Origin of the sequence: Pontibacter rugosus (assembly GCF_042678745.1) — a bacterium.
Lineage (GTDB): Bacteria > Bacteroidota > Bacteroidia > Cytophagales > Hymenobacteraceae > Pontibacter > Pontibacter rugosus.
Window position 1 is genome coordinate 1 of sequence record NZ_JBHTLD010000031.1, and the last position, 20,485, is coordinate 20,485.

Annotated in this window: 18 protein-coding genes; 13 read left to right on the forward strand and 5 right to left on the reverse strand. The window is 45.5% G+C overall.

All coding sequences use genetic code 11. The features are described 5' to 3' along the window. Window positions 1–148 precede the first annotated feature (148 nt). Window positions 149–781 carry a YdeI/OmpD-associated family protein gene (locus ACFQ2O_RS05495; protein ID WP_377523637.1) on the forward strand — a complete coding sequence of 211 codons (633 nt, stop codon included), beginning with the start codon at window positions 149–151 and terminating at the stop codon, window positions 779–781. 73 nt (window positions 782–854) lie between these two features. On the opposite strand, the gene ACFQ2O_RS05500 is transcribed toward ACFQ2O_RS05495, so the two are convergent. From ACFQ2O_RS05500 to ACFQ2O_RS05510, 3 genes are all read right to left on the reverse strand, one after another. Next, window positions 855–1,412: a hypothetical protein gene (locus ACFQ2O_RS05500; RefSeq protein ID WP_377523639.1), complete on the reverse strand. Its 558-nt coding sequence runs from the start codon at window positions 1,410–1,412 to the stop codon at window positions 855–857. Window positions 1,413–1,476: 64 nt separating this feature from the next. Then, window positions 1,477–3,849, reverse strand: coding sequence for a TonB-dependent receptor (locus tag ACFQ2O_RS05505; RefSeq protein WP_377523642.1), 2,373 nt, complete (start codon window positions 3,847–3,849; stop codon window positions 1,477–1,479). Between the two features lie 164 nt (window positions 3,850–4,013). Beyond that, window positions 4,014–4,280: a hypothetical protein gene (locus tag ACFQ2O_RS05510; protein WP_377523645.1), complete on the reverse strand. Its 267-nt coding sequence runs from the start codon at window positions 4,278–4,280 to the stop codon at window positions 4,014–4,016. Between the two features lie 340 nt (window positions 4,281–4,620). Between ACFQ2O_RS05510 and htpG the strand changes: the two genes are divergently transcribed. Both htpG and ACFQ2O_RS05520 read left to right on the forward strand, forming a co-directional pair. After that, complete coding sequence (gene htpG, locus ACFQ2O_RS05515) at window positions 4,621–6,441, forward strand: molecular chaperone HtpG (protein ID WP_377523648.1); 1,821 nt, start codon at window positions 4,621–4,623, stop codon at window positions 6,439–6,441. A 712-nt stretch (window positions 6,442–7,153) separates the two neighbouring features. Beyond that, the gene (locus tag ACFQ2O_RS05520) at window positions 7,154–8,032 is read left to right on the forward strand and encodes a toxin-antitoxin system YwqK family antitoxin (protein ID WP_377523651.1); all 879 of its coding nucleotides are present in this window, start codon (window positions 7,154–7,156) and stop codon (window positions 8,030–8,032) included. On the opposite strand, the gene ACFQ2O_RS05525 is transcribed toward ACFQ2O_RS05520, so the two are convergent. Further along, a complete protein-coding gene (locus ACFQ2O_RS05525) occupies window positions 8,029–8,391 on the reverse strand; it encodes a YraN family protein (protein WP_377523654.1) in 363 nt (120 codons plus the stop codon). The two genes, ACFQ2O_RS05520 and ACFQ2O_RS05525, sit on opposite strands and share 4 nt — an antisense overlap. 57 nt (window positions 8,392–8,448) lie before the next feature. Between ACFQ2O_RS05525 and ACFQ2O_RS05530 the strand changes: the two genes are divergently transcribed. The 10 genes from ACFQ2O_RS05530 to porN all read left to right on the forward strand — a co-directional run bounded on the left by ACFQ2O_RS05530 (window position 8,449) and on the right by porN (window position 18,513). After that, the gene (locus ACFQ2O_RS05530; protein WP_377523658.1) at window positions 8,449–9,444 is read left to right on the forward strand and encodes a bifunctional phosphoglucose/phosphomannose isomerase; all 996 of its coding nucleotides are present in this window, start codon (window positions 8,449–8,451) and stop codon (window positions 9,442–9,444) included. A gap of 1 nt (window position 9,445) precedes the next feature. Continuing rightward, window positions 9,446–10,180 carry a lipoyl(octanoyl) transferase LipB gene (gene lipB / locus ACFQ2O_RS05535; protein WP_377523661.1) on the forward strand — a complete coding sequence of 245 codons (735 nt, stop codon included), beginning with the start codon at window positions 9,446–9,448 and terminating at the stop codon, window positions 10,178–10,180. Beyond that, complete coding sequence (locus ACFQ2O_RS05540; protein WP_377523664.1) at window positions 10,164–10,568, forward strand: hypothetical protein; 405 nt, start codon at window positions 10,164–10,166, stop codon at window positions 10,566–10,568. The genes lipB and ACFQ2O_RS05540 overlap by 17 nt, the downstream gene beginning before the upstream one ends. A gap of 126 nt (window positions 10,569–10,694) precedes the next feature. After that, complete coding sequence (locus ACFQ2O_RS05545) at window positions 10,695–11,834, forward strand: DUF4271 domain-containing protein (RefSeq protein WP_377523667.1); 1,140 nt, start codon at window positions 10,695–10,697, stop codon at window positions 11,832–11,834. 67 nt (window positions 11,835–11,901) lie between these two features. Further along, window positions 11,902–12,705, forward strand: a complete 804-nt coding sequence (locus tag ACFQ2O_RS05550) for a uroporphyrinogen-III synthase (protein WP_377523670.1) — start codon at window positions 11,902–11,904, stop codon at window positions 12,703–12,705. Window positions 12,706–12,868: 163 nt separating this feature from the next. Next, window positions 12,869–13,831 (forward strand): PorP/SprF family type IX secretion system membrane protein, encoded by a 963-nt coding sequence (locus ACFQ2O_RS05555; RefSeq protein ID WP_377523673.1) that lies wholly within the window; start codon window positions 12,869–12,871, stop codon window positions 13,829–13,831. A 229-nt stretch (window positions 13,832–14,060) separates the two neighbouring features. Next, entirely contained in the window at window positions 14,061–15,077 is a 1,017-nt protein-coding gene (gene porK / locus ACFQ2O_RS05560) for a T9SS ring complex lipoprotein PorK/GldK (RefSeq protein WP_377523677.1), read from the forward strand. Between the two features lie 92 nt (window positions 15,078–15,169). Further along, window positions 15,170–15,973: a type IX secretion system motor protein PorL/GldL gene (gene porL, locus ACFQ2O_RS05565; protein WP_377523680.1), complete on the forward strand. Its 804-nt coding sequence runs from the start codon at window positions 15,170–15,172 to the stop codon at window positions 15,971–15,973. Between the two features lie 56 nt (window positions 15,974–16,029). Beyond that, a complete protein-coding gene (gene porM / locus ACFQ2O_RS05570; RefSeq protein WP_377523683.1) occupies window positions 16,030–17,628 on the forward strand; it encodes a type IX secretion system motor protein PorM/GldM in 1,599 nt (532 codons plus the stop codon). A 21-nt stretch (window positions 17,629–17,649) separates the two neighbouring features. Next, window positions 17,650–18,513, forward strand: a complete 864-nt coding sequence (gene porN, locus ACFQ2O_RS05575; RefSeq protein WP_377523686.1) for a type IX secretion system ring subunit PorN/GldN — start codon at window positions 17,650–17,652, stop codon at window positions 18,511–18,513. 149 nt (window positions 18,514–18,662) lie between these two features. Here the strand turns inward: porN and uvrC are convergent, their stop codons facing one another. Next, on the reverse strand, window positions 18,663–20,477 hold the full coding sequence (gene uvrC, locus ACFQ2O_RS05580; protein WP_377523689.1) for an excinuclease ABC subunit UvrC: 1,815 nt from the start codon (window positions 20,475–20,477) through the stop codon (window positions 18,663–18,665). Window positions 20,478–20,485: the final 8 nt, after the last annotated feature.

Sequence of the window (20,485 nt, forward strand, 5' to 3'; positions counted from 1 at the left end):
CTGTGTCTTTGCATAATTCGTTGTTAATAAGGTTTTTAATTGTGTTTTCTGATGACGCATGAAATTTAAAAAGCAGGAAAAAATTATAAGGCTACATGATTATTTTGTGCTGACAAGTATAAATTGCAATAGATAAACTCACACACCTATGACAGAGCTGGGCAGAAAACTACAGTTAAAAGCAGGGCAGCAGCTACTGTTGCTTTGTGCTCCCGAAGAAGTGGAGCAGCTATTAACAGAAGAAGCTTATACTATAGTTAAAGCAGAGAAACCACCAGCAGATGCCTTCGGTGCCGCACTGATATTTGTAGAAAGCGAGGAAGAGCTGGCGCAGCAGGTATTACCCCTACTCACTCTGCTAAAGGCACAGGCTATACTTTGGGTGGCTTATCCTAAAAAATCATCTGGTCTTAAAACGGAACTTACACGCGATAGTGGCTGGCAGTTACTAACGGAAGAAGGCTTTCAGGCTGTGCGGCAGGTGGCAATAAATGAGGTGTGGTCGGCGCTGCGGTTTACTGAAAAATCAGAGCGTAAGGCAGCTTCTACTTTTGGCCAGGACATGCCCGGGATAGACCGCAAAGCCAAGACGGTGGCCATGCCGGAAGACCTGAAACTGGCGCTGCAGGAAGCAAAGCTGTTAGGTGTTTTTGAGAAAATGGCTTTCACGCACCGCAAAGAGTATGTGGTGGCAGTGCTGGAGGCCAAGAAGCAGGAAACGAGAGCCCGTCGTATTCTCAAAACAGTGGCGAAACTCCAAGAGAAACAAGTAAAAGTATGAGTAGTGACCAGGTATAAAAAGAGAAGGCGTGCCATTATTTGCCACGCCTTTTCCTTTTATATGAATGAAAGAATTACTGAATGGTTACAGGGAAAGTTGCCTGCACGTCAGTTTCACCTTTGTTTGCGTCGCTTGTAGCTCCTTTTAATCCTGGCTGGTGCTTTAACGTAACCGTAAGCGTGCCTGTACCCGCATTTGTAGTTGTTACAGTTGCCGTTAAACCTATTGGTCGGCCGTTCGCGTCTGTGTCTGTTTTAGTTGTTGATAGAAGTGTTGTTGGGTTAGCCACAAAGAAAACTTCATGATCAACACCTTCTTGTCTGATTTCAGGAGTGATATCACCTGCACCACCTGAGCGATCATCTGAAAAAGTGATAACGGCATCATAAGTAGTACCTGCAGTCAGGTTTAATGGACCGACAACAGGAGCATTGCCTCCGGGGCCATCAATATCAGAATAGGTAGCTGTTACTGGCTGGGGTGCTTTACCTTGTGACACAAGCGATATCGTCATGCTGGTGATCATCTCTCCTTCCTCTACTGGCTCTGGATCATCATCGCTGCAGGCAGTTGTGAATAATAGTGAGCCTAACAGAAAAGCAGCAAGATAAGGTCTAAATAGTTTTTTCATGATATTATAGTTTTAGATGATACAAAATACGGTGTTTAAATTTAAATGATACTTAATATTCCGCTTAGCTAAAATCAAGCGGTATCCTGACGCGGAACATCAATAATCTGCCGGGCTCATCAGCGTAGTAGCGCAGCTTGTTCAGGTATTCGCGGTACACGGTGTTGAGAAGGTTGTTTCCTGTTATGCCTATCTCAAAAGATTGCTTGCCAATATGCAGCGTAGTACCTGCCTCTGCGCGAAGCAGGAAATATGCCTCCGGAGCCGGTGCAAAGTCCTGCTCCGTTTTAGTTGGCACCCGTGACTGCCCCATTACCTGATCTCCTCCAACAGACAAATACGTTTCTGTTACTCTTTTGCCCTGGCCGTTATGGTCAAATTCATAGCGGAGGCTATTGCTGAACCTATTGGCAGGCATGAAGATCAAATAGTCATTGGTGTTAAGGTTCTTGGCAAAAAGCAGTGATGTTTTAGATTCTACTACAAGCCCTGGCACTAACTTATAGCTTAGGCTAAGGTCTGCACCGCGTAAGGCAGCATCAGTCTGCTTATACTCAAAAGCAGGGAAAGCGCCGCGTATAGTCAGCACCGGCTCCGGCAGAGGTGCCAGGTAAATAAAATTGTTGATGTAATTCTGATACAAACTCAGCTTGCCATTTAAACGGGCATTGTTAAAATAATCTACAGATAACTCAAAGTTATAGGCCTGCTCTGATTCCAGTGTTGGGTCCCCTACCTCATAGGTGGCGGCGCTGTGGTGAACGCCTTCGCTGAAGAGCTCGTTCGCACCAGGTGCACGCCATGCAGAAGTGGCGCTCAACCCAACAGAAAGATGGTAACCTACATCATAAACTGCGCCCAAAGTACCGGAAATATTGTTAAAATTGTATGTAGGCTTGATCAAGTTATTGTTACCTTCAAACGTTTTTACCAGTAGGTGCTTGTAATCGTACCGAACGCCGGCCTCTAACTGCAACCTGTCTTTCCGCCATTTTTCTATCGCAAAAACACCTGCCGTTACACCCGTAAACTGCGGAAGAAAATTGCTGTATTTACGGGTATTGCGCTGGTAAATAGTGCTTATACCTACAGAACCTGTAAAATTGCCAAGCGGCTTATGCTGAAAAACAGCCTCTGTCGTATGTGTGTTGAGCGTTAGCTGCAGCGATGGAAGACTGCTTTCACTGCGGCGCACATCATACTCTTCGCGGATGTTGCGTTGCCACCCGTACACAAATTCCAGTTTACCTGCCTCGCCTAATTGCCAGTAGCCCTTGGCCTTGAGCAAACTGTGCTGCACATCCTGGTAAGGGCGGTTTATATCGTACGTAAACGCAGCATTAGCAGCATTGCTAGGCTCGCCCCTTTCTATTGCCTGCAGCAAATCCGACAGGTTACCAATGTGCGATTCTTTCAGGATGCCTAGCTTGGTGTTAAACTGGCTGAAGTATACCTCCGCACCATACGTTTCTTTTTTATAGCCGACTGCTGCTGAAAAATTCTGCTCTTCCAGGCCTGTGTTCTCCAGGTAGTAGTCAGGCGTTTTAGAATTACCTGCTTTCTTAAAGGTGCCTTGCAAGCGCCAGCTGAGCGGCGGAATGCCTGCTATATTGCCATTTACAGTGGCAGAGGAAGCTAACTGGCGGTTATTGGTGCTGCCCAGCAAGTATACTTCGCCATCTACACCTGGTGTAGTACGCAATGGTTTAGGCTCTACTATAATCACTCCTCCGATAGCATCAGCTCCATAGCGCACACCTGCTGCGCCTTTTATCACCTTCATTTCTGAAGCCACAAAAGGGTCAATCTCCGGCGCATGTTCTGTGCCCCACTGCTGCCCCTCCTGCCTTATGCCATTGTTTAGTAGCAGTACACGGTTGCTGTGGAGGCCATGTATCACAGGCTTCGAAATAGTAGGGCCGGTTTGAAGCGTCGTAACACCGGCAATTCCCTTTAATGTCTCCGCAAGTGCTAGCCCACGTGTTTGCTCCAGCTCCCGGCCACTTATCGACTGCTGCGATTGAGCCGTTTCTCGTAGCTGAGAGCCTGTTATCTCTACGGTGCCTAGTGTTTGGGCGGCTATGTGCGGCTGCAGGTCTTTTACAGTTGAGTTAAATAACCTTACAGTATACTTTTCCGCTTCGTAGCCAACATAGGTAACCAACAAAGTATAAGTGCCCTTGCACAGGTGATGGAAGTGGTAATTACCATAAGCATCGGCAATGGAGGTGCTGTTTAGCTCCGGTATATGCACGGTAGCGCCAACCAGAATCTCCCTGGTGTCATGGTCCAGCACCTTGCCTGATAAAGTAAGGCCACAGTCTTGCTCGGCATCGCCAGAAAGCGGTGCCGGAAGTGTTTGTGCCAGCAGTTGCGGTGTTGGCAACAGCATCAACACTAGCGCCAGTTGTTTTAATGTACTTCTGATTATCAACACGTTTTCGGTTCCAGCAATAGGTTAGCGGTAGCCATAAAGTATAGCTACACAACTCTGCGAGCCATCAACAGGCATCCACAAGAAAGCTTTTAGTACAGATAAAGACAGCACAGGTGCAGGCCAGATTTAGATGATAGAGCCGGAACAGGTGCCTTTGCTGAGAATTAGGCCACAGGTGGGCCCCGAAGGTAATGGAGTACGTTGCTGTTACTCTGCCAGCTATAGAAGTAGGTGGCAGTAAAAACAGCAGGATGTATAACAGGTGTAAAATCAACAGAAAGCGTAGTGCCCTGGTATGGAGTATTAAATACGTCCTCTACCTGGCAATGCTTATGTTTCATGCCAACCTGTGCCTTGTGGTTATCGGTATGGTCGGTGTGAACAGTATGCGTGTGCGGGTGCAGCTCCTGGATTAGAGCATCCGGAACCATGGCTCTGCAAAACAGTAGCAGCAGGGTTAGGGCGATATAGTGAGTATAGCGGTACACCTTCAGAATACGAACATAAGCATTTATACTTTAAATTCCACAATGTTGCATTTAGAATTTGCCAATTCCTGATCAAAGCAGGTGAGCGAAGTATAAAACCTAGGCAGAAGTTGGCCTGTTCCTCTCTCTATACTTTACATTTTGTGTCTTGATTTCAGTGCGAGCCCTTAAAGTATGGCTGAATTCTGACAACCTGTCACTACTACTGCCTCTGGAACAGGATTTGAAAGCATGCCTGAAGTATAAAGAGCAAAAGATTAATCTAACATATAAAGTATAGACAATGGAAGAAAGAGGTAATATCTCCATCCACACCGAGAATATTTTTCCGATTATTAAGAAGTTCTTATACTCCGACCACGAGATCTTCCTGCGCGAGTTGGTAAGTAACGCCGTAGACGCCACGCAGAAAATGAAGCGTTTGTCGTCAATCGGTGAGTTTACCGGTGACCTGGGCGAATTAAAAGTGAAGGTGGCTGTTGACAAAGAGGCTAAAACCATCACCATTTCGGATAATGGTATCGGTATGACAGCCGAAGAGATCAAGAAGTATATCAACCAGATTGCTTTTTCAGGTGCTACCGAGTTTGTGGAGCGCTTTAAAGACACTGCCGGCGAAAAAGACCAGATCATCGGACAGTTTGGTTTGGGTTTCTACTCTGCCTTTATGGTGGCAAGCCGCGTAGAGATCATTACCAAATCTTTTAGAGAAGGTGCTGAGGCAGCCCGTTGGGATTGCGATGGCAGCACAGAGTTTACCATCACATCAGCGGAGCGCGAAGAGCGTGGCACTGATATAATCCTGCACGTGGCCGAGGATTCTGAAGAATTCCTGGAGCCAATGCGCATCCGTACTATACTTGATAAGTACTGCAAGTTTTTACCGGTGGCGGTAGAGTTTGAGGGTGAGGTAATCAACAACCCGAACCCAATCTGGACAAAGCAGCCAGCTGACCTGACAGAAGAAGACTATAAGGAGTTCTATAAAGAGCTTTACCCGATGGCTGAGCCGCCATTGTTCTGGATTCATCTGAACGTAGACTACCCGTTCAACCTGACAGGTATTCTATACTTCCCTAAGCTGAAGAACGATTTTGAGGTGCAGCGCAATAAGATTCAGCTGTACTCACGCCAGGTATTCATTACCGACGAGGTAAAAGATGTAGTGCCTGAGTTCCTGATGCTACTGCACGGTGTAATCGACTCGCCGGATATCCCGCTGAACGTAAGCCGCTCCTTCCTGCAGGCCGACTCCAGTGTGAAGAAGATCAATACCTACATCACTAAAAAAGTAGCTGATAAGCTGAGCGATATTTTCAAGAAAGACCGCGAAACGTTTGAGAAGAACTGGGACGATATCAGCGTGTTTGTGAAGTATGGTATGCTGAGCGACGATAAGTTCTATGAAAAAGCGAAAGACTTTGTGCTGCTGCAAAGCACCGATGGCAAATACTATACTATAGAAGAGTATAAAGCACTGGTACAGGCTAACCAGACTAATAAGAGTGAGCAGCTGGTGCTGCTGTATACTTCGGATGCGGAGAAGCAGCATGCATTTGTAGAGGCGGCACAGAGCCGTGGCTACAATGTGCTGAAGCTGGATTCTGTAATCGATAGCCACTTTATCGGAATGCTGGAGCAGAAGCTGGAGAAAACTACGCTGAAGCGCGTTGACTCAGAAACCATTGATAAATTGGTGGAGACGGACGAGACGAAGGAAAGCGTGCTGAACGACACCGAGAAAGAAGAGCTGAAGACGGTATACGAGCAGGCAATCAATAACAAGAACATGACCGTAGAGGTGGCTCCGCTTGCCCCGGATGATGCCCCGGTGGTGATCACGATGCCTGAGTTTATGCGCCGCATGAAGGACATGAACCGTGCAGGTGGCGGTGGTATGATGTTTATGGGCGAAATGCCGGACATGTATAACGTAACCATCAACGCGAACCACGCCTTGAACCAGCGTGTATTGAAAGCCGAAGAGAAAGACAAACTGGCTCGCCAGGCATTCGACCTTGCCCTGCTTTCTCAGAACATGTTATCCGGTGCTGCTTTAACAAGCTTTGTGAAGCGCAGCTTTGACCTGATGACGCAGGAATAAAAGAGACACAGGACGCAAGTAGCAAGACACAAGATTTTTCTTGAGGCCTCTCTATAGAAGCTTGCAGCAACTATAGAGAGGCCTAAGTTTATCGCTCTATGGTTGCTATCTATAAAAGCACGAGCTACAAACTTGCGCTAGCGTAGAAATTAGAGCCGAACTGTAAGAAAGCTCCCGTTATTTGATTTATGCGCCCTCCCTAACAGATCGAAGGAAAAGCTTTTCCAGTTTTTCCGTGAGGCGCCTTGTATTGATGCGGTGCCCGGAGGGCAGCTTCAATACACAGCGGCGAGTGGGAAAACGAGCTCTCGCGAGCTAGGAGCGATCCAAAGCCTGAGGTGGAACATTAGGTAGGTGTGAGCTGGAGGATAGGCGGCATCTAGAGAAGATAGCTTGTTACCAGTTGTAAAATCAGAAGCTACGCTAGCTTAGAATAAAACAGCATTATAAAATATACCAACAGTTTTATACTAAGGCAGTGCCCGCTTGGGTGCTGCCTTTTTTGCTTTATCAGCCATAAGTATAAAATGAAACTTACCAGCGGCACCTGTAGTTATAAGGGGCAAAACAGCATATTGGGCTTATACTTATAATGTGCATCTTTACGTTGAGAAAATTAAAGAAGTGCTGGTTCGCCTGGTAGTTATTCAATCATTCAAAATTCAGTCATTCAAAATTGAAAAGGTCGGTTTATACTTTAGTGATAGGTGTTATGCTCTTAACGCTTGGTGGCTGTAGCCAGCCTAAGTGGAACAGCGACTATAACCTGGACAAAGCACAGCTGAAAGATAAGAGCAAGGTTACTGCTCTTGCCGCTGCCGATACTACCATGCCTACGGTGGAAACCAGAAATCCGCTGGAGGATGAAATAGCTGAGAAAGCAAAGAAAAAACGAAAGCAAAAGCGAAGCAAACGCGAGTTTCTGGGCTATAAAGTTAAGCGCGCCTATACTAAAACAGGTGGCCGCTCCAAAGAAACTATTGAGCTGTTTAGCTATTTGCCGGAGCACGAGGAACCCAATCCTTATGCGCCTTTCAAGTATTATTATGATACTAAAAAGAACAAACTAGCACGCTCAGGCTCTAACGTAGAAGACACAGACCGTTACAAAGTGCTACACGGCCCTTATAAAAAGACGCTCAACGACGAGGTAGTGGAAGAGGGTTACTTCTATGTCGGCACCAAACACCTGCGCTGGGAAAAATACCGCAACAACGACGATCATACCTTAGTGGATAAGGAGCACTATGATAAAGGCTTCCTGCGGGATGCCGTTGTGACGTACTATGGCGACACCAAAAAAATAAAAGAAGTGATTCCGTATGAATATGGGGAAGTGCAGGGCACCTACTACCGTTTTTATGAGAATGGGCAGCTGGAGTGGAGCGGACAATATCAGAAAGGCCGTAAAGTAGGCGTTTGGATAAACTACTATGATTTCCGTAACCGCCGCCATTACGAGTTTCAGTATCCAAAGACACCTTACGAGCCACAGGCAGCTCCTGTACTTGTAAAGGAATACGACCGGCATGCCACACCTATCTTTGAGTTAGGTAAATTCGATAAGCGCTCGCAGGCCAGCAACCGCTAGTGAAAAGCATCCTTTATGTGATGTATTGTTGGTGGTGCCGTAAGCGTGACAGAAATAATATCGAACCGTGCTTCGTGCTGCCAGCCTTGCTCAAGTATAAACGCGTCGGCAGCACTCAGCAGTAGCTCTTCTTTGCGGCTATTAACCGCCTCCTCCGGATATCCGTACCTATCACTGGTTCTTGTTTTCACCTCCACAAACACCAGCAGGTCATTTTTCTGCACGATAATATCAACCTCTGCGCGTTTGTACCTATAGTTCTGATGCAGCACCGTATACCCTTGCTGCTGTAAATAAGCCGCTGCCAGGTTTTCGCCTGATTGGCCGGTGCGGAGGTGTGCATTTGTTTGAGAACCCATAGAAATCTTGTACTTTGCGGGCAGCTAAGGCTGCTCTGCTATAAAATTACCAAAACTATGAAACAACTAGTTGAGAAGTTTAGTGAGCAGTTGCGCCATGCTATGGAAATAGGTGAGCGTGCCGCTGTTACCTTCCGTGGCCCTGCTTATAGTAATGTAGTTATAGTGGGCATGGGTAGCTCTAGCGTGGCTGCCAATCTGATACAATGTTACGTAGCAGATAAGCTTTCGGTGCCGGTGGTGTTGTGCAAGGGCTATAGCCTGCCTTCTTTTGTAGGGGCTAATACATTGGTTATTGCTGCGTCTTTCTCAGGTAACACAGAGGAGGTTATAGCCGTGGTTCGTGCGGCTTTGGGTGCCGATGCCGCTGTTGGTTTTCTGACTGCTGGTGGAGAGCTTCTCCGCATTGCCGAGGAACACCATGTGCCACATATTAGACTGGACGAGGAAGCCGCGCAGCCGCGGGCATTGCTGGCTTATGCAGTAGTTGGTCTTTTATACTTGCTGCACCATGCCGAGCTGTTGGATGATACCTTTAAAAGAGAGGTGGTGCAAAGTATAAACCTGCTGGAAGAGCAGGCAGGAAGTATAAAAGTGCAGGCAAGTGCGTTAGCAAGTGCCATGCAGTGCAAAATTCCGGTATTGTATGCCAGTAATACTTTTGAATCGGTTGCTTTACGCTTACAGCAGCAGCTTAATACAAACGCGAAGCAACTGGCGCACGTCAATGTTTTCCCGGAGATGAGCCACAACGAGGTACAGGGATGGCAGCACCCGGCAGAACTATTCGGGCAGCTGGCTGTTCTTTTTATCAAAACGGGATATGATAACCCGCGTGTTAAGTTGCGCATGGAGCTGGCAAAGCCAATTCTGAAGAAAAAAGTGCAGGACGTGCTGGAGATCGAGGCAGTGGGAGCCACTTTTCTGGAGCAGGCATTCTACCTCATCCACCTATTCGACTGGGTTTCTGTTTACATGGCGGACCTGAACAAAGAAGATCCGGAAAGCAACGAAGCAATAGATTACCTGAAACGAGAACTTTCTAAAGTATAACGTGCAGAAAAATACTGAAATATTATTCGAACACCTGGGCTTGATGGACTATAAAGAGGCCTGGGAGTATCAGGAGAAGCTCTTTAACAGCATTCTGGACCTGAAAGTGCAGAACCGTAAGGCAGAAGCCGATGCGCAGGAGCTAACTCCAAATTACCTTCTCTTCTGTTCACACCCACACGTGTACACCCTTGGCAAAAGCGGGCACGAAAGCCACCTGCTGCTGAACGAAGAGGGGTTGAGTGCTAAAGGAGCTACTTATTATAAGATCAACCGCGGCGGCGATATCACCTATCACGGGCCAGGGCAGCTGGTAGGCTATCCTATACTTGACCTGGAAAATTACTTTACAGACATACACAAATACCTGCGCCTTCTGGAAGAAGCTGTCATACTTACCCTGGCTGAGTACGGCATTCCATCAGGGCGTATACCGGGGCTTACCGGTGTGTGGCTTGACCATGAAGAGCAGAAAAATCCGAGAAAGATTTGTGCCATGGGTGTAAAGTGCAGCCGTTGGGTAACCATGCACGGCTTTGCCCTTAACGTAAACACAGACCTTGACTACTTTGGAAACATTGTGCCGTGCGGAATTTCTGATAAAGCAGTAACTTCGCTGGCAAAAGAACTGGGCCGCGAGCTGCCAATGGCTGAGGTGGAAGAAAAAGTATTGAAGCACCTGGCGCAACTGTTTGGTGCCGTGATCACAAAAGCAACGCATGAAGAAGGATATTGATTTCGGAACAGTAGAGGGAATATCGGTAGCCATAGCCGCCACACCGACTCCAGAGGGAGAGCCAACCTGGGATGTATACTTGTTGAACAACAACGCTTTCCCTATTGAGAATGTACTGGTTACCTCTAAAGGATATGGTGTGATAGACGGAAACGAGGTGAAAACATCGGTGCTACGGCACATGTTTGAGCGTGTGGAAGCCAAAAGCTTTGTGCAGGTAGAGCCAATTGACCCAGCCATCTTCCACATCAACAATGAGTATTGGGTAAGCTACTATATTGATCGCCAGATATTTGACAAGAAGTTCGTGTTTGTGCCAGACTCCGTGGTAGAGGAAAACCTGATTGATATTAACCTGCTGCAGATGCGGGGTGTATTACATTCTTAATGTAAGTTTGCACTAGCGCTTATCTTGTACAGGTATGGCTGCTAGTAAAACTAAAAACAACCAGTCCACCAAACGCTTACAAACAATATAGTGCACAAGGCTTTTGAACAGTATCGCCTTATTTTTTTGGCGTTAGTTATAGTATGGCTAGGTACTGCCTTGGTGCCTGTGCAGGGGCAAGTGCTGCCGCTTGAACAAAAGAATACCATTACCAGCGACTGGATGGTGCAGCGGGAAGGCGAGACGCAGCTGGTGCCATACATAGCGGGTATTCACGATAGCTATAATGCGCTTCATCAATGGCTGCCTGTGTCGCAGGCACAGCCTTTTACGATTGCCTTTGCAGCTCCGCAGGATCTGTGCCTGTTTTTAAATAACAAGCTGATTTTTAAAGCAGATTTTGCCGCAAACTATACGCTAGACATCACCAAGTACACCAAAGGGGTGGAGCCTGTGCAAGGCAAATACCTGCTTACGGTATGGCACCCACAACAACAGCCAAACATCCGCTCTTTCAAAAATACGTTAAGTGAGTCTGGTGTGGCAAGGAGTCCAAACCAACGCCCCTTTTCTATCCAGGTGCGGGAGTATGTCAATCAGAATGCCTTTATTTTGTTTATGTTGCTGATAGGGCTGTTGTATGGCATATTACGTGTAAACTATCCGGCTGATTTTCAGCAAATGTTTAGTTTTAACCGCTTCTTTGACTCCAGAAGGTTAGAAGATGTGTACGCTACTAAGCCCGTAAGCTCTGTGTCGAACATGCTGTTTCTGGTGGCATTCTCTCTGTCGCTTGCCTTACTGATAGCTGCTATACATACCAATCTGCAGCATGTGAAGCTATTCAACAGGCTTTTCCCAGTATCAGAGTCTGACATTACCACAAAAATTATTTTTTATACGCTGCTGGTTTTTGGAGTGGTGTTATTTAAATATCTTTTCCTGAAGGTCATGTCCTTTGTTTTCGGGCTGGAGGAGGTTGTGCAGCTACAGTATGTGGAGTTTATTCGGTCTCTGCTGTTCCTGGGGCTGTTTTTGCCGGTAGTGATGCTCTTATACCTTAGCCTGAACATGCTGTTGCCTGAGATAATTGTATTGGTATCCAGCCTGGCCGTCTCTTTTGTATTGGTTATCACGGTACTGCGTGTGTTTTCAGCTGTAAATAAGAAAGCGTCTGTGCTTAATTTGCATTTATTTTCGTACCTTTGCGCCACAGAAGTGATTCCGCTGGCCATTATGCTAAAGCTGATCGTTTTTAACTATTAAAAACACGTGCAGCGGCCACAGCGGGCATTGTAGCAGGTGACTTTTTTATTAACCGCATCATTTTACTATGGCTGAAAGCAAAGCAAAGGGCTCTGCGAACCCTGAGAGATTCAAGTTTCCAATAAAGAGTATACTGGTTACGCAACCACAGCCTACCACTGATAACTCTCCTTATCTATCTATTGCCGAGAAGTATGACATAAAAGTCGACTTCAGGGCCTTTATTGAGGTGGAGCCAGTTCCTTACAAGGAGTTCCGTAAAGACAAGGTGGACATACTAGCGCATACTGCTGTTATTTTCACGAGTCGGAACGCAGTAGACCATTTCTTTCGCATCTGCCAGGAAAGCAAGATAGAAATGCCGGCCGATATGAAGTACTTCTGTATTTCAGATCAGACGGCTTATTACCTGCAGAAGTACATCACGCTGCGCAAGCGTAAGTTGTTTGTAGGCGAGAAAACGGCTAAAGACCTTTTCGAGGTGATTAAGAAGCACAAAAACGAAACGTTCCTGTTTCCATGCTCTAACATCCGCAAAGAGGATATCCCGGAGTTCCTGACAACAAACAAGATCAAGCATACAGAGGCGATCATTTATAAAACAGTAGCTGCTGACTTGTCTGATCTGGATGACGTAACGTATGACTGCCTGGCTTTCTTTAGCCCCTCAGGCATTCACTCACTGTTCATCAACTTTCCGGACTTTAAGCAGAATAATACCCGTATTGCTGCCTTTGGGCCAACCACAGCCAAGGCTGTGCGCGATGCAGGCTTAGAACTGGATATAGAAGCACCTATGCCGAACGCTCCATCCATGACTGGAGCTATCGAAGTATACATACAAAACCAGGCGCAGGAGTCAAAAAAATAAGTTGCTGACGCAACTTTTACCCCTGTTTTCCATACTATCTAAAACGCAAACGCAAGTGCTGCCCCATGCGCACTCGCATTTGCGTTTTAGTGTTTAATACCTATATTTGGAAACAGTTATGTGCAAAAAAGCACGTGCACATCTTGCCTTCTTGCCGCCGCCTATGAAAAAGTTCTTACCCCTATTGCTGTTGCTTCTCATGTCAGTAGTATCTGCTATGGCACAGCAGCAGCCTCAGTTTACCCACTATGGGTTTAATGGTTTGTATATTAGCCCTGCCTACGCTGGTATCACAAACAGGCCAGAGGTTACCTCTATCTACCGTTACCAGTGGCTGGGGTATGATGCTTCTTTCGATAATGGCGGTTCGCCACAGACACTGCTCATTACAGCCAGTACACCTGTCCGGTTGTTGCACGGAGGGGTAGGGTTAACCCTGATGCGGGACAGGATAGCGAATACTACAGTGCTAACTACGGGACTCTCCTACTCCTTCCATATTAACATCGGGGAAACCGGAAAACTGGGCTTAGGCATACAGGGAAATATGAACAATTACAAGAAAGGCAGCTACCGCGCCAATGACCTGAACGACCCAAGTGTGCCTTTTAACAGCTCCGACACCAAGTATGATTTGGGTGCAGGATTATGGTATGAATCGGAGACGTTCTACGCAGGGGGTGGTATAACAAATCTCCTAAATGCAGAATATGAATTTACAAGTGAGGTAGGGGATGGCAAAGGAATTCTAATCGGAGAAAATCATATTTATGCCACGGTTGGTTACCATCTGCCCCTTACCCCTGATGTAACGCTTACGCCAACCGTGCTCTTGAAGCACGATACAGAAGAGTTCTCATTTGATGCAGGCGGCCGAATAACTTATTTAGAAAAATATTGGGTTGGATTGAATTATCGGCATGAAGAAGCTGTTAGTGCCCTTGTGGGAGTGTCTCTGTTACAGGACAATGCGCTGCGGGTAGGATATGCACTAGATGTAACTATTTTTAACAAGGCAGCGAAGGCTGCAACCTCACATGAAGTCATGCTGAACTACCGCCTGCCTGAGCCCGTAATAAGGTTCAAGCCTCCGGTGCGTACACCGCGCTACTTCTTTACAAGATAGAATGGTTATAAATTGTAATGTATTGTGCAGCTTTATTGGAGGTTCTTAAAATAGTACAGGAAAAAATTGTGATTTACGGGTATAATAATCAGCTTATTACCTCGTTCTAAAATTAAAAAATTGTGTTGTAGCGAATTGTTTTTTATTTATTCCTAATTCTCATATATTTGCTACACCCATAAAAGTGTACAAAATCTTATTACAGAAAATTTACTTTTTTATAGTCATCATGAATAGAATATTTAAGCTGTCTTCCTTCGCAATGGCGGTGGTACTGCTTGCAAGCTGTGGGATGGGACGTGGACCTCAAGGTGATCTTGTTGGTGCAGAGGACCGGCCGGAGTACAATCCGCAAGAAGTGCCGTACGGCATGGTAGCCTGCCCAGGGGGTACCTTCCATATGGGTCAAGCTGATCAGGATATTGCAGCGTCTATGGTAAACCTGAATAAGCAAGTAACGATTGGTGGCTTCTATATGGACGAAACCGAGATTACAAATAATGAGTACCGCCAGTTTATCAATGTGATGATGGAAGACTCTTTAGATGTGTTAGGTGAAGAGTTTGTAATGACGCAGCTGTATCCAGATACTACAGTATGGGTAAAAGACTATACTTACCACATGGGCGACCCGTTGATGGAATATTACTTTTCTCATCCGGCATTCGATGATTACCCGGTAGTAGGTGTGGATTGGTTTGCTGCCAAATACTTTAGTGAGTGGCGCACCAAGCATAAAAATCAGGCTAACGCTGAAGATGGAATGGCACCAATGCCAGCGTTCCGTCTGCCAACTGAGGCTGAGTGGGAATTTGCTGCCAGAGGTGGCCGTGATATGGCTGTTTATCCTTGGGGTGGTCCATACCTTAGAAACGGAAAAGGCTGTCTGTTAGCTAACTTCAAGCCAGGTCGTGGTGATTACTATAGCGATGGCTTTCAGTATACAGCGCCTGTAGCACAATACTTCCCTAATGATTTTGGCTTATATGATATGAGCGGTAACGTGGCAGAGTGGTGTGAAGATGCTTATTCTGATGCTACTGTTCCGATTGTATGGGACTTGAACCCAGTGTATCGTGATGATAACGAACCGCGCAAAGTTGTAAGAGGTGGTTCATGGAAAGATATTGCATATTTCCTGGAAACAGGTACACGTAACTTTGAATTTCAAGATTCTGCAAGATCTTATATAGGCTTCAGGAACTCTATGATTTATCTTGGACGTTCATCTGGTCGAGGCTTCTAATAATAGAATACGCTTTAGTAGAAATAACCAATAATAAACCAATCCCCTTTAATCCTTCAATTAATCGTTCACTACTTTAATTATTACAAAAAATGAGCAAAGCTAAAGGTCGCAGTTTCTTGTACGACGTATTGATGCCAAAAGTATATGGTCTTGGTGCAGCCGTCGTAATCGTAGGTGCGTTGTTCAAGATTCAACACTGGCCTGGTGCCGACATCATGCTGATCTTAGGTCTGGGTACTGAAGCACTGATTTTTGCGCTTAGTGCATTCCAGCCACAGCATGCGGAGCCAGATTGGGCAAGAGTTTACCCACAGTTAGCAGATGATTACGCAGGCGAAGCTTTAGTGCCAACTACAGCTGCTGTTTCTGCTGGTCCTTCTGTTACTGGTAAGCTGAATGATATGATGCGCAATGCAGACATCACACCAGAAACAATCAACAGACTTGGTCTTGGTCTTAATCGTTTAAGCGATACAGCTGCTAGCATGGCTGATATGAGCCAGGCAACTGCTGCAACTGAAGAATATACAGTTCGTGTAAGAACAGCTTCTGATCAACTGGATAAGATTAACACTGCTTACGCAACAACAGCTGATGCTATTTCTAAAATGGCTATCTCTGCTGCTGATGCACAGGAATATCATAGTCAGGTGCAGGGCATGACCCGCAATCTGGGTGCGTTAAACGCTGTATACGAAATGGAGCTTCAGGATGCAAATACCCATCTGAAAGCAATGAACAAGTTCTACGGAAATCTGAGCATGGCTATGGAGAACCTGACAGATGCCAGCAAAGATACAGAACAGTTCAAGCAGGAAGTTTCCCGATTAACACAGAACCTACACTCTCTGAACACAGTGTATGGTAACATGTTAACAGCCATGAAGGGTTAATCCTGTCCTTAACATTCGTTCTCAATAATAAGACAACACAGTTAATATAGTATAAAATGGCTGGAGGAAAAGAGACACCTAGGCAGAAGATGATCGGAATGATGTACCTGTTCCTGACCGCACTTCTCGCCTTGAACGTGAGCTCGGCTATCCTGTTAAAGTTCCAATTCCTGGATTCATCATTGCAGGAAGTGAACAAAAAAACAGTTAATGATAACGCCGGGGTAGTATCAAACATTCAAGCTGCCATTGCAGAAAATAAAACACCATCTGCAAATGACAAGCGCGTGCTACAAAGCGCACAAGATGTACGTAAACAAACATCAGAATTAGTAAGCTACATCGAAGGTCTGCGTCAAATGCTGATCGATAAGACGGGTGGCCCAAATGAGGATGGCACAGGCTATGCACAACCGGAGGGTAACGACATTGTCGCTATCAATATGATTGGTGCTGCCAGCAAAAATAACGGTGCAGCGTATGACCTGAAAGGAAAGCTAAACAATTACGCAAAATTCCTAAAGCAGTACAATCCCAATACACCTGATAAACTGGCTTTAGACGGTTCAGAAGATCCAGTAGCTTCAAACGATCCAACACAAAGACGTAAAGACTTTGCACAGTTGAACTTTGAAGAAACGCCAATGGTAGCGGCTCTTGCTGTTCTTTCTCAGAAAGAGTCAGAAGTGTTGAAGTATGAGGCCGATGCCTTACAGAAGCTTGCACAGCAGGTAGGTGCAGATATCATCAAGTTTGAGAAGATATTTGCCATGGCACGTGCTGAATCAAAAACAGTAGCTGCCGGTACCAAGTATACTGCAGAAATGTTTATCGCTGCGTCATCTAACAACATTACTCCAAAAATGTCCTTCCAGGGCAAAACAGTAAAAGTGGAGAATGGCTTAGGTAAAGTAGAGTTTGTTGCTGCAGCTTCTCAATATGATGCTGACGGTAACTCGAAGCAAACATGGAAAGGCCAGGTTACTATCAACCAAAATGGCAAAGACACTACATTTACAGTAACAGAAGACTACGTAGTTGCAAAGCCTGTAATTCAGGTGCAGTCTGCTTCAGTACAGGCGCTGTACTTCCAGTGTGCTAACGAGCTAAACATACAAGTACCTGCTTTAGGAGCTGTGTATGATCCAAGCTTTAGCGCCAGCGGTGGTTCTGCTGTAAAAGGTGCAAAGAAAGGCGAAGTAACAATCATCCCTAACTCTACAGAGGTAACAATCAATGTGAGTAGCGGTGGTAACGCAATCGGTAAAGAGACATTTAAAGTACGCCCGATACCTAAGCCAGAAATTGTAGCCTTAGTGAATGGAAAGCCAGTGGATGTGAAGCGAGGTGTTCCTGCACAATCTTTCAGAGCAGTTGAAATTCAGGCTGTAGCTGATGAAGGTTTCAAACAATTATTACCGAACGAAGCTCGTTATAGAGTTACGAAGTGGAGAGCATTCCTGGTACGTAACAACCAGCCTGTTGATCAGGGTGAGTTTAGCGGACCAACGGCTAACTTGACAAGCTTTGCCTCTAAGGCAAACAAAGGTGACCGTGTGGTAATCGAGGTTGTTGACGTGAAGCGTCTGAACTATAAAGGTCAGGCAGTGGATGTAAACGTAGGTAGCCCTAACTTCAACGTTCCTTTAAATTAAATTTAGAAGCTTACAAGGAGTATGAAACTAGTTAAAGTAATAGGTATAGCAGCAGGCATGATGTTCTCTGTTGGCGCCATGGCGCAGCAGGTGGCAAACACAGCCGCAAGCAATCCTTCGGCAAGACCTATTCCGGAGTCTGATGTTCTGTTCAAGAAAACAGTTTGGCGTAAACTGGATCTGCGTGAAAAGCAGAACAAACCAATGTTCTCAGAGAACAGAGAAATCACGAAGATAATCATTAGCGCAGTGAAGAGTGGAGAATTAACAGCTTACAGAAGCGATTCTCTTAACACGCCTATCACACGCGAAGAGTTTGTCGCGAATATGACTCCAAAGGAATCAGGTGGCGGTTTGAGTGATGAAGAACTTGCTGCTGGTTTCGGCCAAGCTGAAGAAGCGGATGATGCTTGGGGTTCTGCCCTTGGTAAAGATGCTGTTGCCACTTCATCTGCTACTCCTGTAAGCAATGAGTTTTTTCCTAAGCAACTTTATTTGCTGGAGCTAAAAGAGAACGTTGTTTTTGATAAGAAGCGCTCTCGCATGTATCATGATATTCAGTCGATCAGTATTAAAGTGCCTGCAACGCTAAACCCACTAGGATTTGAGCAAAACGTAGCTAGCTTTAAGATGAGCGATCTGGTACGCATTTTCCGTAACAACCCGGAAATGGCAATATGGTACAACGCACAGAATGATGCGCAGCACAAAAATCTAGCAGATGCGTTTGATTTGTGGCTGTTTAGTTCTTACATCACTAAAATATCTAACCCAGGCGACAGAGGCTTAGCGGATATCTATGGTGGTGGCAAGAAAGGACTTCTTGCTGCACAAGACGCTGCCGAAGCTTTGATTGAGTATGAGTATAGCCTGTGGAGCTACTAAGCAAATACACATAAGATAAATAAAAAAGGAGACTCATTTGAGTCTCCTTTTTTATTTATAGCTGGTACGCATCAACATTTGAAGTAACAAAAGCAGTGATTAATCCTGCGGGCAAACAAGCTTGGCGAAGCAACAAGAGGTACAAAAAACTATACTCCTTCAGCAGGATGCAAATGAGCATATATAATGGCAGCCTTAGCCTTTCCTACTTCAGTTGTAAGCTCATCGATTGTAAGCTCACGTAGCTTTTTAACTGACCTAAACTTCTGAAGCAAAGCATCCGCTGTGGAAGGGCCAATACCTTTTATATCGGTTAAACCAGTTTTAAGAGTTCCTGCATCGCGTTTACTACGGTGGAATGTAATAGCAAAACGGTGCGCCTCGTTGCGCAGGCGCTGTATCAGCTTAAGTGACTCCGACTTCTTATCAATGTATAAAGGCAGCGAGTCTCCTGGATAAAAGATCTCTTCCAGCCGCTTCGCAATACCCACTACAGCTATTTGGCCATAGATATTAAGGTCTTTTAGTGCTTTCACGGCCATACTTAACTGCCCTTTGCCGCCGTCAATGATGATAAGCTGTGGCAGTGGTTGGTTCTCATCAAGCAAGCGACGGTAACGGCGTGTCACGATCTCATACATAGACTCAAAGTCGTTGGCACCTACTACAGTTTTGATATTGAAGTGACGGTAATCTTTTTTGCTTGGTTTGCCATTTTTAAAGCAGACCATAGAGGCAACCGGATAGTCGCCTTGAAAGTTAGAATTATCAAAGCACTCTATCTGGCGCGGAAGCTCCGTCAGGCGGAGGTCTTTTTTCATTGTCTCCAGAACACGTACCTCCCGTTGTTCACTCAGGTCTTTGTTCTTTTCTTTTCGCCCTTCACGCTCTTTTCGCAAGTATAAAGCATTTTTGAGCGACAGGCTCAGGAGCTTCTTCTTATCTCCTATTTGTGGATAAGTAACAGATATATTGTCTAGAGGTAAGCTGATTTCAATATTCGTGATCAGTTCTCTGGAAGTGCTCTCAAATTCCTGCCGTAGCTGTATAATAACAGAGGCAAGTATATCAGCGTCTTCTTCATCAAGTTTTTTCTGAATCTCCAGCGACTGCGTAAGTATAATAGAGCCATTCATCACTTTCAGGTAGTTAATGAAAGCACACTCCTCATTGCTGGTAATGGTGAAGACGTCTATATTAGTGAGCGTATTACTAACCACTGTGGACTTTACCTGAAAATCTTCCAGCATGTCCAGCTTTTGCTTGAATTTATGTGCCAACTCATACTGGTAATCAGCAGCAGCGGCAGCCATATGTTCCTTAAAGTAGTTCTTCGCGACGGAGAGGTTACCGGAAAGAATGTTCTTGATCTGGGCTATGTTGGCGTTATACTCTGTTTCATCTACTAAGGCCTCACAAGGGCCTTTGCAGTTGCCGATATGATACTCCAGGCATACCTTAAACTTACCTGCCTGTACATTCTCCGGTGAGAGATTATAGGTGCAGGTACGCAAGGGGTACAGCGTGCGGATAAGGTCCAGCACAACATACATAGCCGTACCACTAGGATAAGGGCCAAAGTAGCGGGAGCCATCATTCTGCTTATTTCGCGTGGTGATAACTCTTGGAAATCGCTCGTTGATTATGCAGATATAAGGATACGTCTTACCGTCCTTCAGCAGAATATTATACTTGGGTTGGTACTGCTTGATAAGGTTGTTTTCAAGCAGAAAAGCGTCAGCTTCGGTGTCTACAATCGTAAACTCAATATCCTTGATCTGAGAGACAAGTTTAAGGGTTTTGCGATTGTGTTGGGTAGAGCGATTGAAATAAGAGCTCACACGCTTCCTTATATCAACCGCTTTACCAACATATATAATGCCCTTATCATCAAAGAATTTATAAATTCCAGGCTTATGGGGCAGGTGCGATATTTTCTCCTTCAGCTTTTCGTTTGCTGGCATAGGGTAAT

Coding starts and splice junctions, on each gene's coding strand:
- ACFQ2O_RS05495 (WP_377523637.1), top strand. CDS start 149: ATGACAGAGCTGGGCAGAAAACTACAGTTAAAAGCAGGGCAGCAGCTA.
- ACFQ2O_RS05500 (WP_377523639.1), bottom strand. CDS start 1,412: ATGAAAAAACTATTTAGACCTTATCTTGCTGCTTTTCTGTTAGGCTCA.
- ACFQ2O_RS05510 (WP_377523645.1), bottom strand. CDS start 4,280: ATGGTTCCGGATGCTCTAATCCAGGAGCTGCACCCGCACACGCATACT.
- htpG (WP_377523648.1), top strand. CDS start 4,621: ATGGAAGAAAGAGGTAATATCTCCATCCACACCGAGAATATTTTTCCG.
- ACFQ2O_RS05520 (WP_377523651.1), top strand. CDS start 7,154: ATGCTCTTAACGCTTGGTGGCTGTAGCCAGCCTAAGTGGAACAGCGAC.
- ACFQ2O_RS05525 (WP_377523654.1), bottom strand. CDS start 8,391: ATGGGTTCTCAAACAAATGCACACCTCCGCACCGGCCAATCAGGCGAA.
- ACFQ2O_RS05530 (WP_377523658.1), top strand. CDS start 8,449: ATGAAACAACTAGTTGAGAAGTTTAGTGAGCAGTTGCGCCATGCTATG.
- ACFQ2O_RS05540 (WP_377523664.1), top strand. CDS start 10,164: ATGAAGAAGGATATTGATTTCGGAACAGTAGAGGGAATATCGGTAGCC.
- ACFQ2O_RS05550 (WP_377523670.1), top strand. CDS start 11,902: ATGGCTGAAAGCAAAGCAAAGGGCTCTGCGAACCCTGAGAGATTCAAG.
- ACFQ2O_RS05555 (WP_377523673.1), top strand. CDS start 12,869: ATGAAAAAGTTCTTACCCCTATTGCTGTTGCTTCTCATGTCAGTAGTA.
- porK (WP_377523677.1), top strand. CDS start 14,061: ATGAATAGAATATTTAAGCTGTCTTCCTTCGCAATGGCGGTGGTACTG.
- porL (WP_377523680.1), top strand. CDS start 15,170: ATGAGCAAAGCTAAAGGTCGCAGTTTCTTGTACGACGTATTGATGCCA.
- porM (WP_377523683.1), top strand. CDS start 16,030: ATGGCTGGAGGAAAAGAGACACCTAGGCAGAAGATGATCGGAATGATG.
- porN (WP_377523686.1), top strand. CDS start 17,650: ATGAAACTAGTTAAAGTAATAGGTATAGCAGCAGGCATGATGTTCTCT.
- uvrC (WP_377523689.1), bottom strand. CDS start 20,477: ATGCCAGCAAACGAAAAGCTGAAGGAGAAAATATCGCACCTGCCCCAT.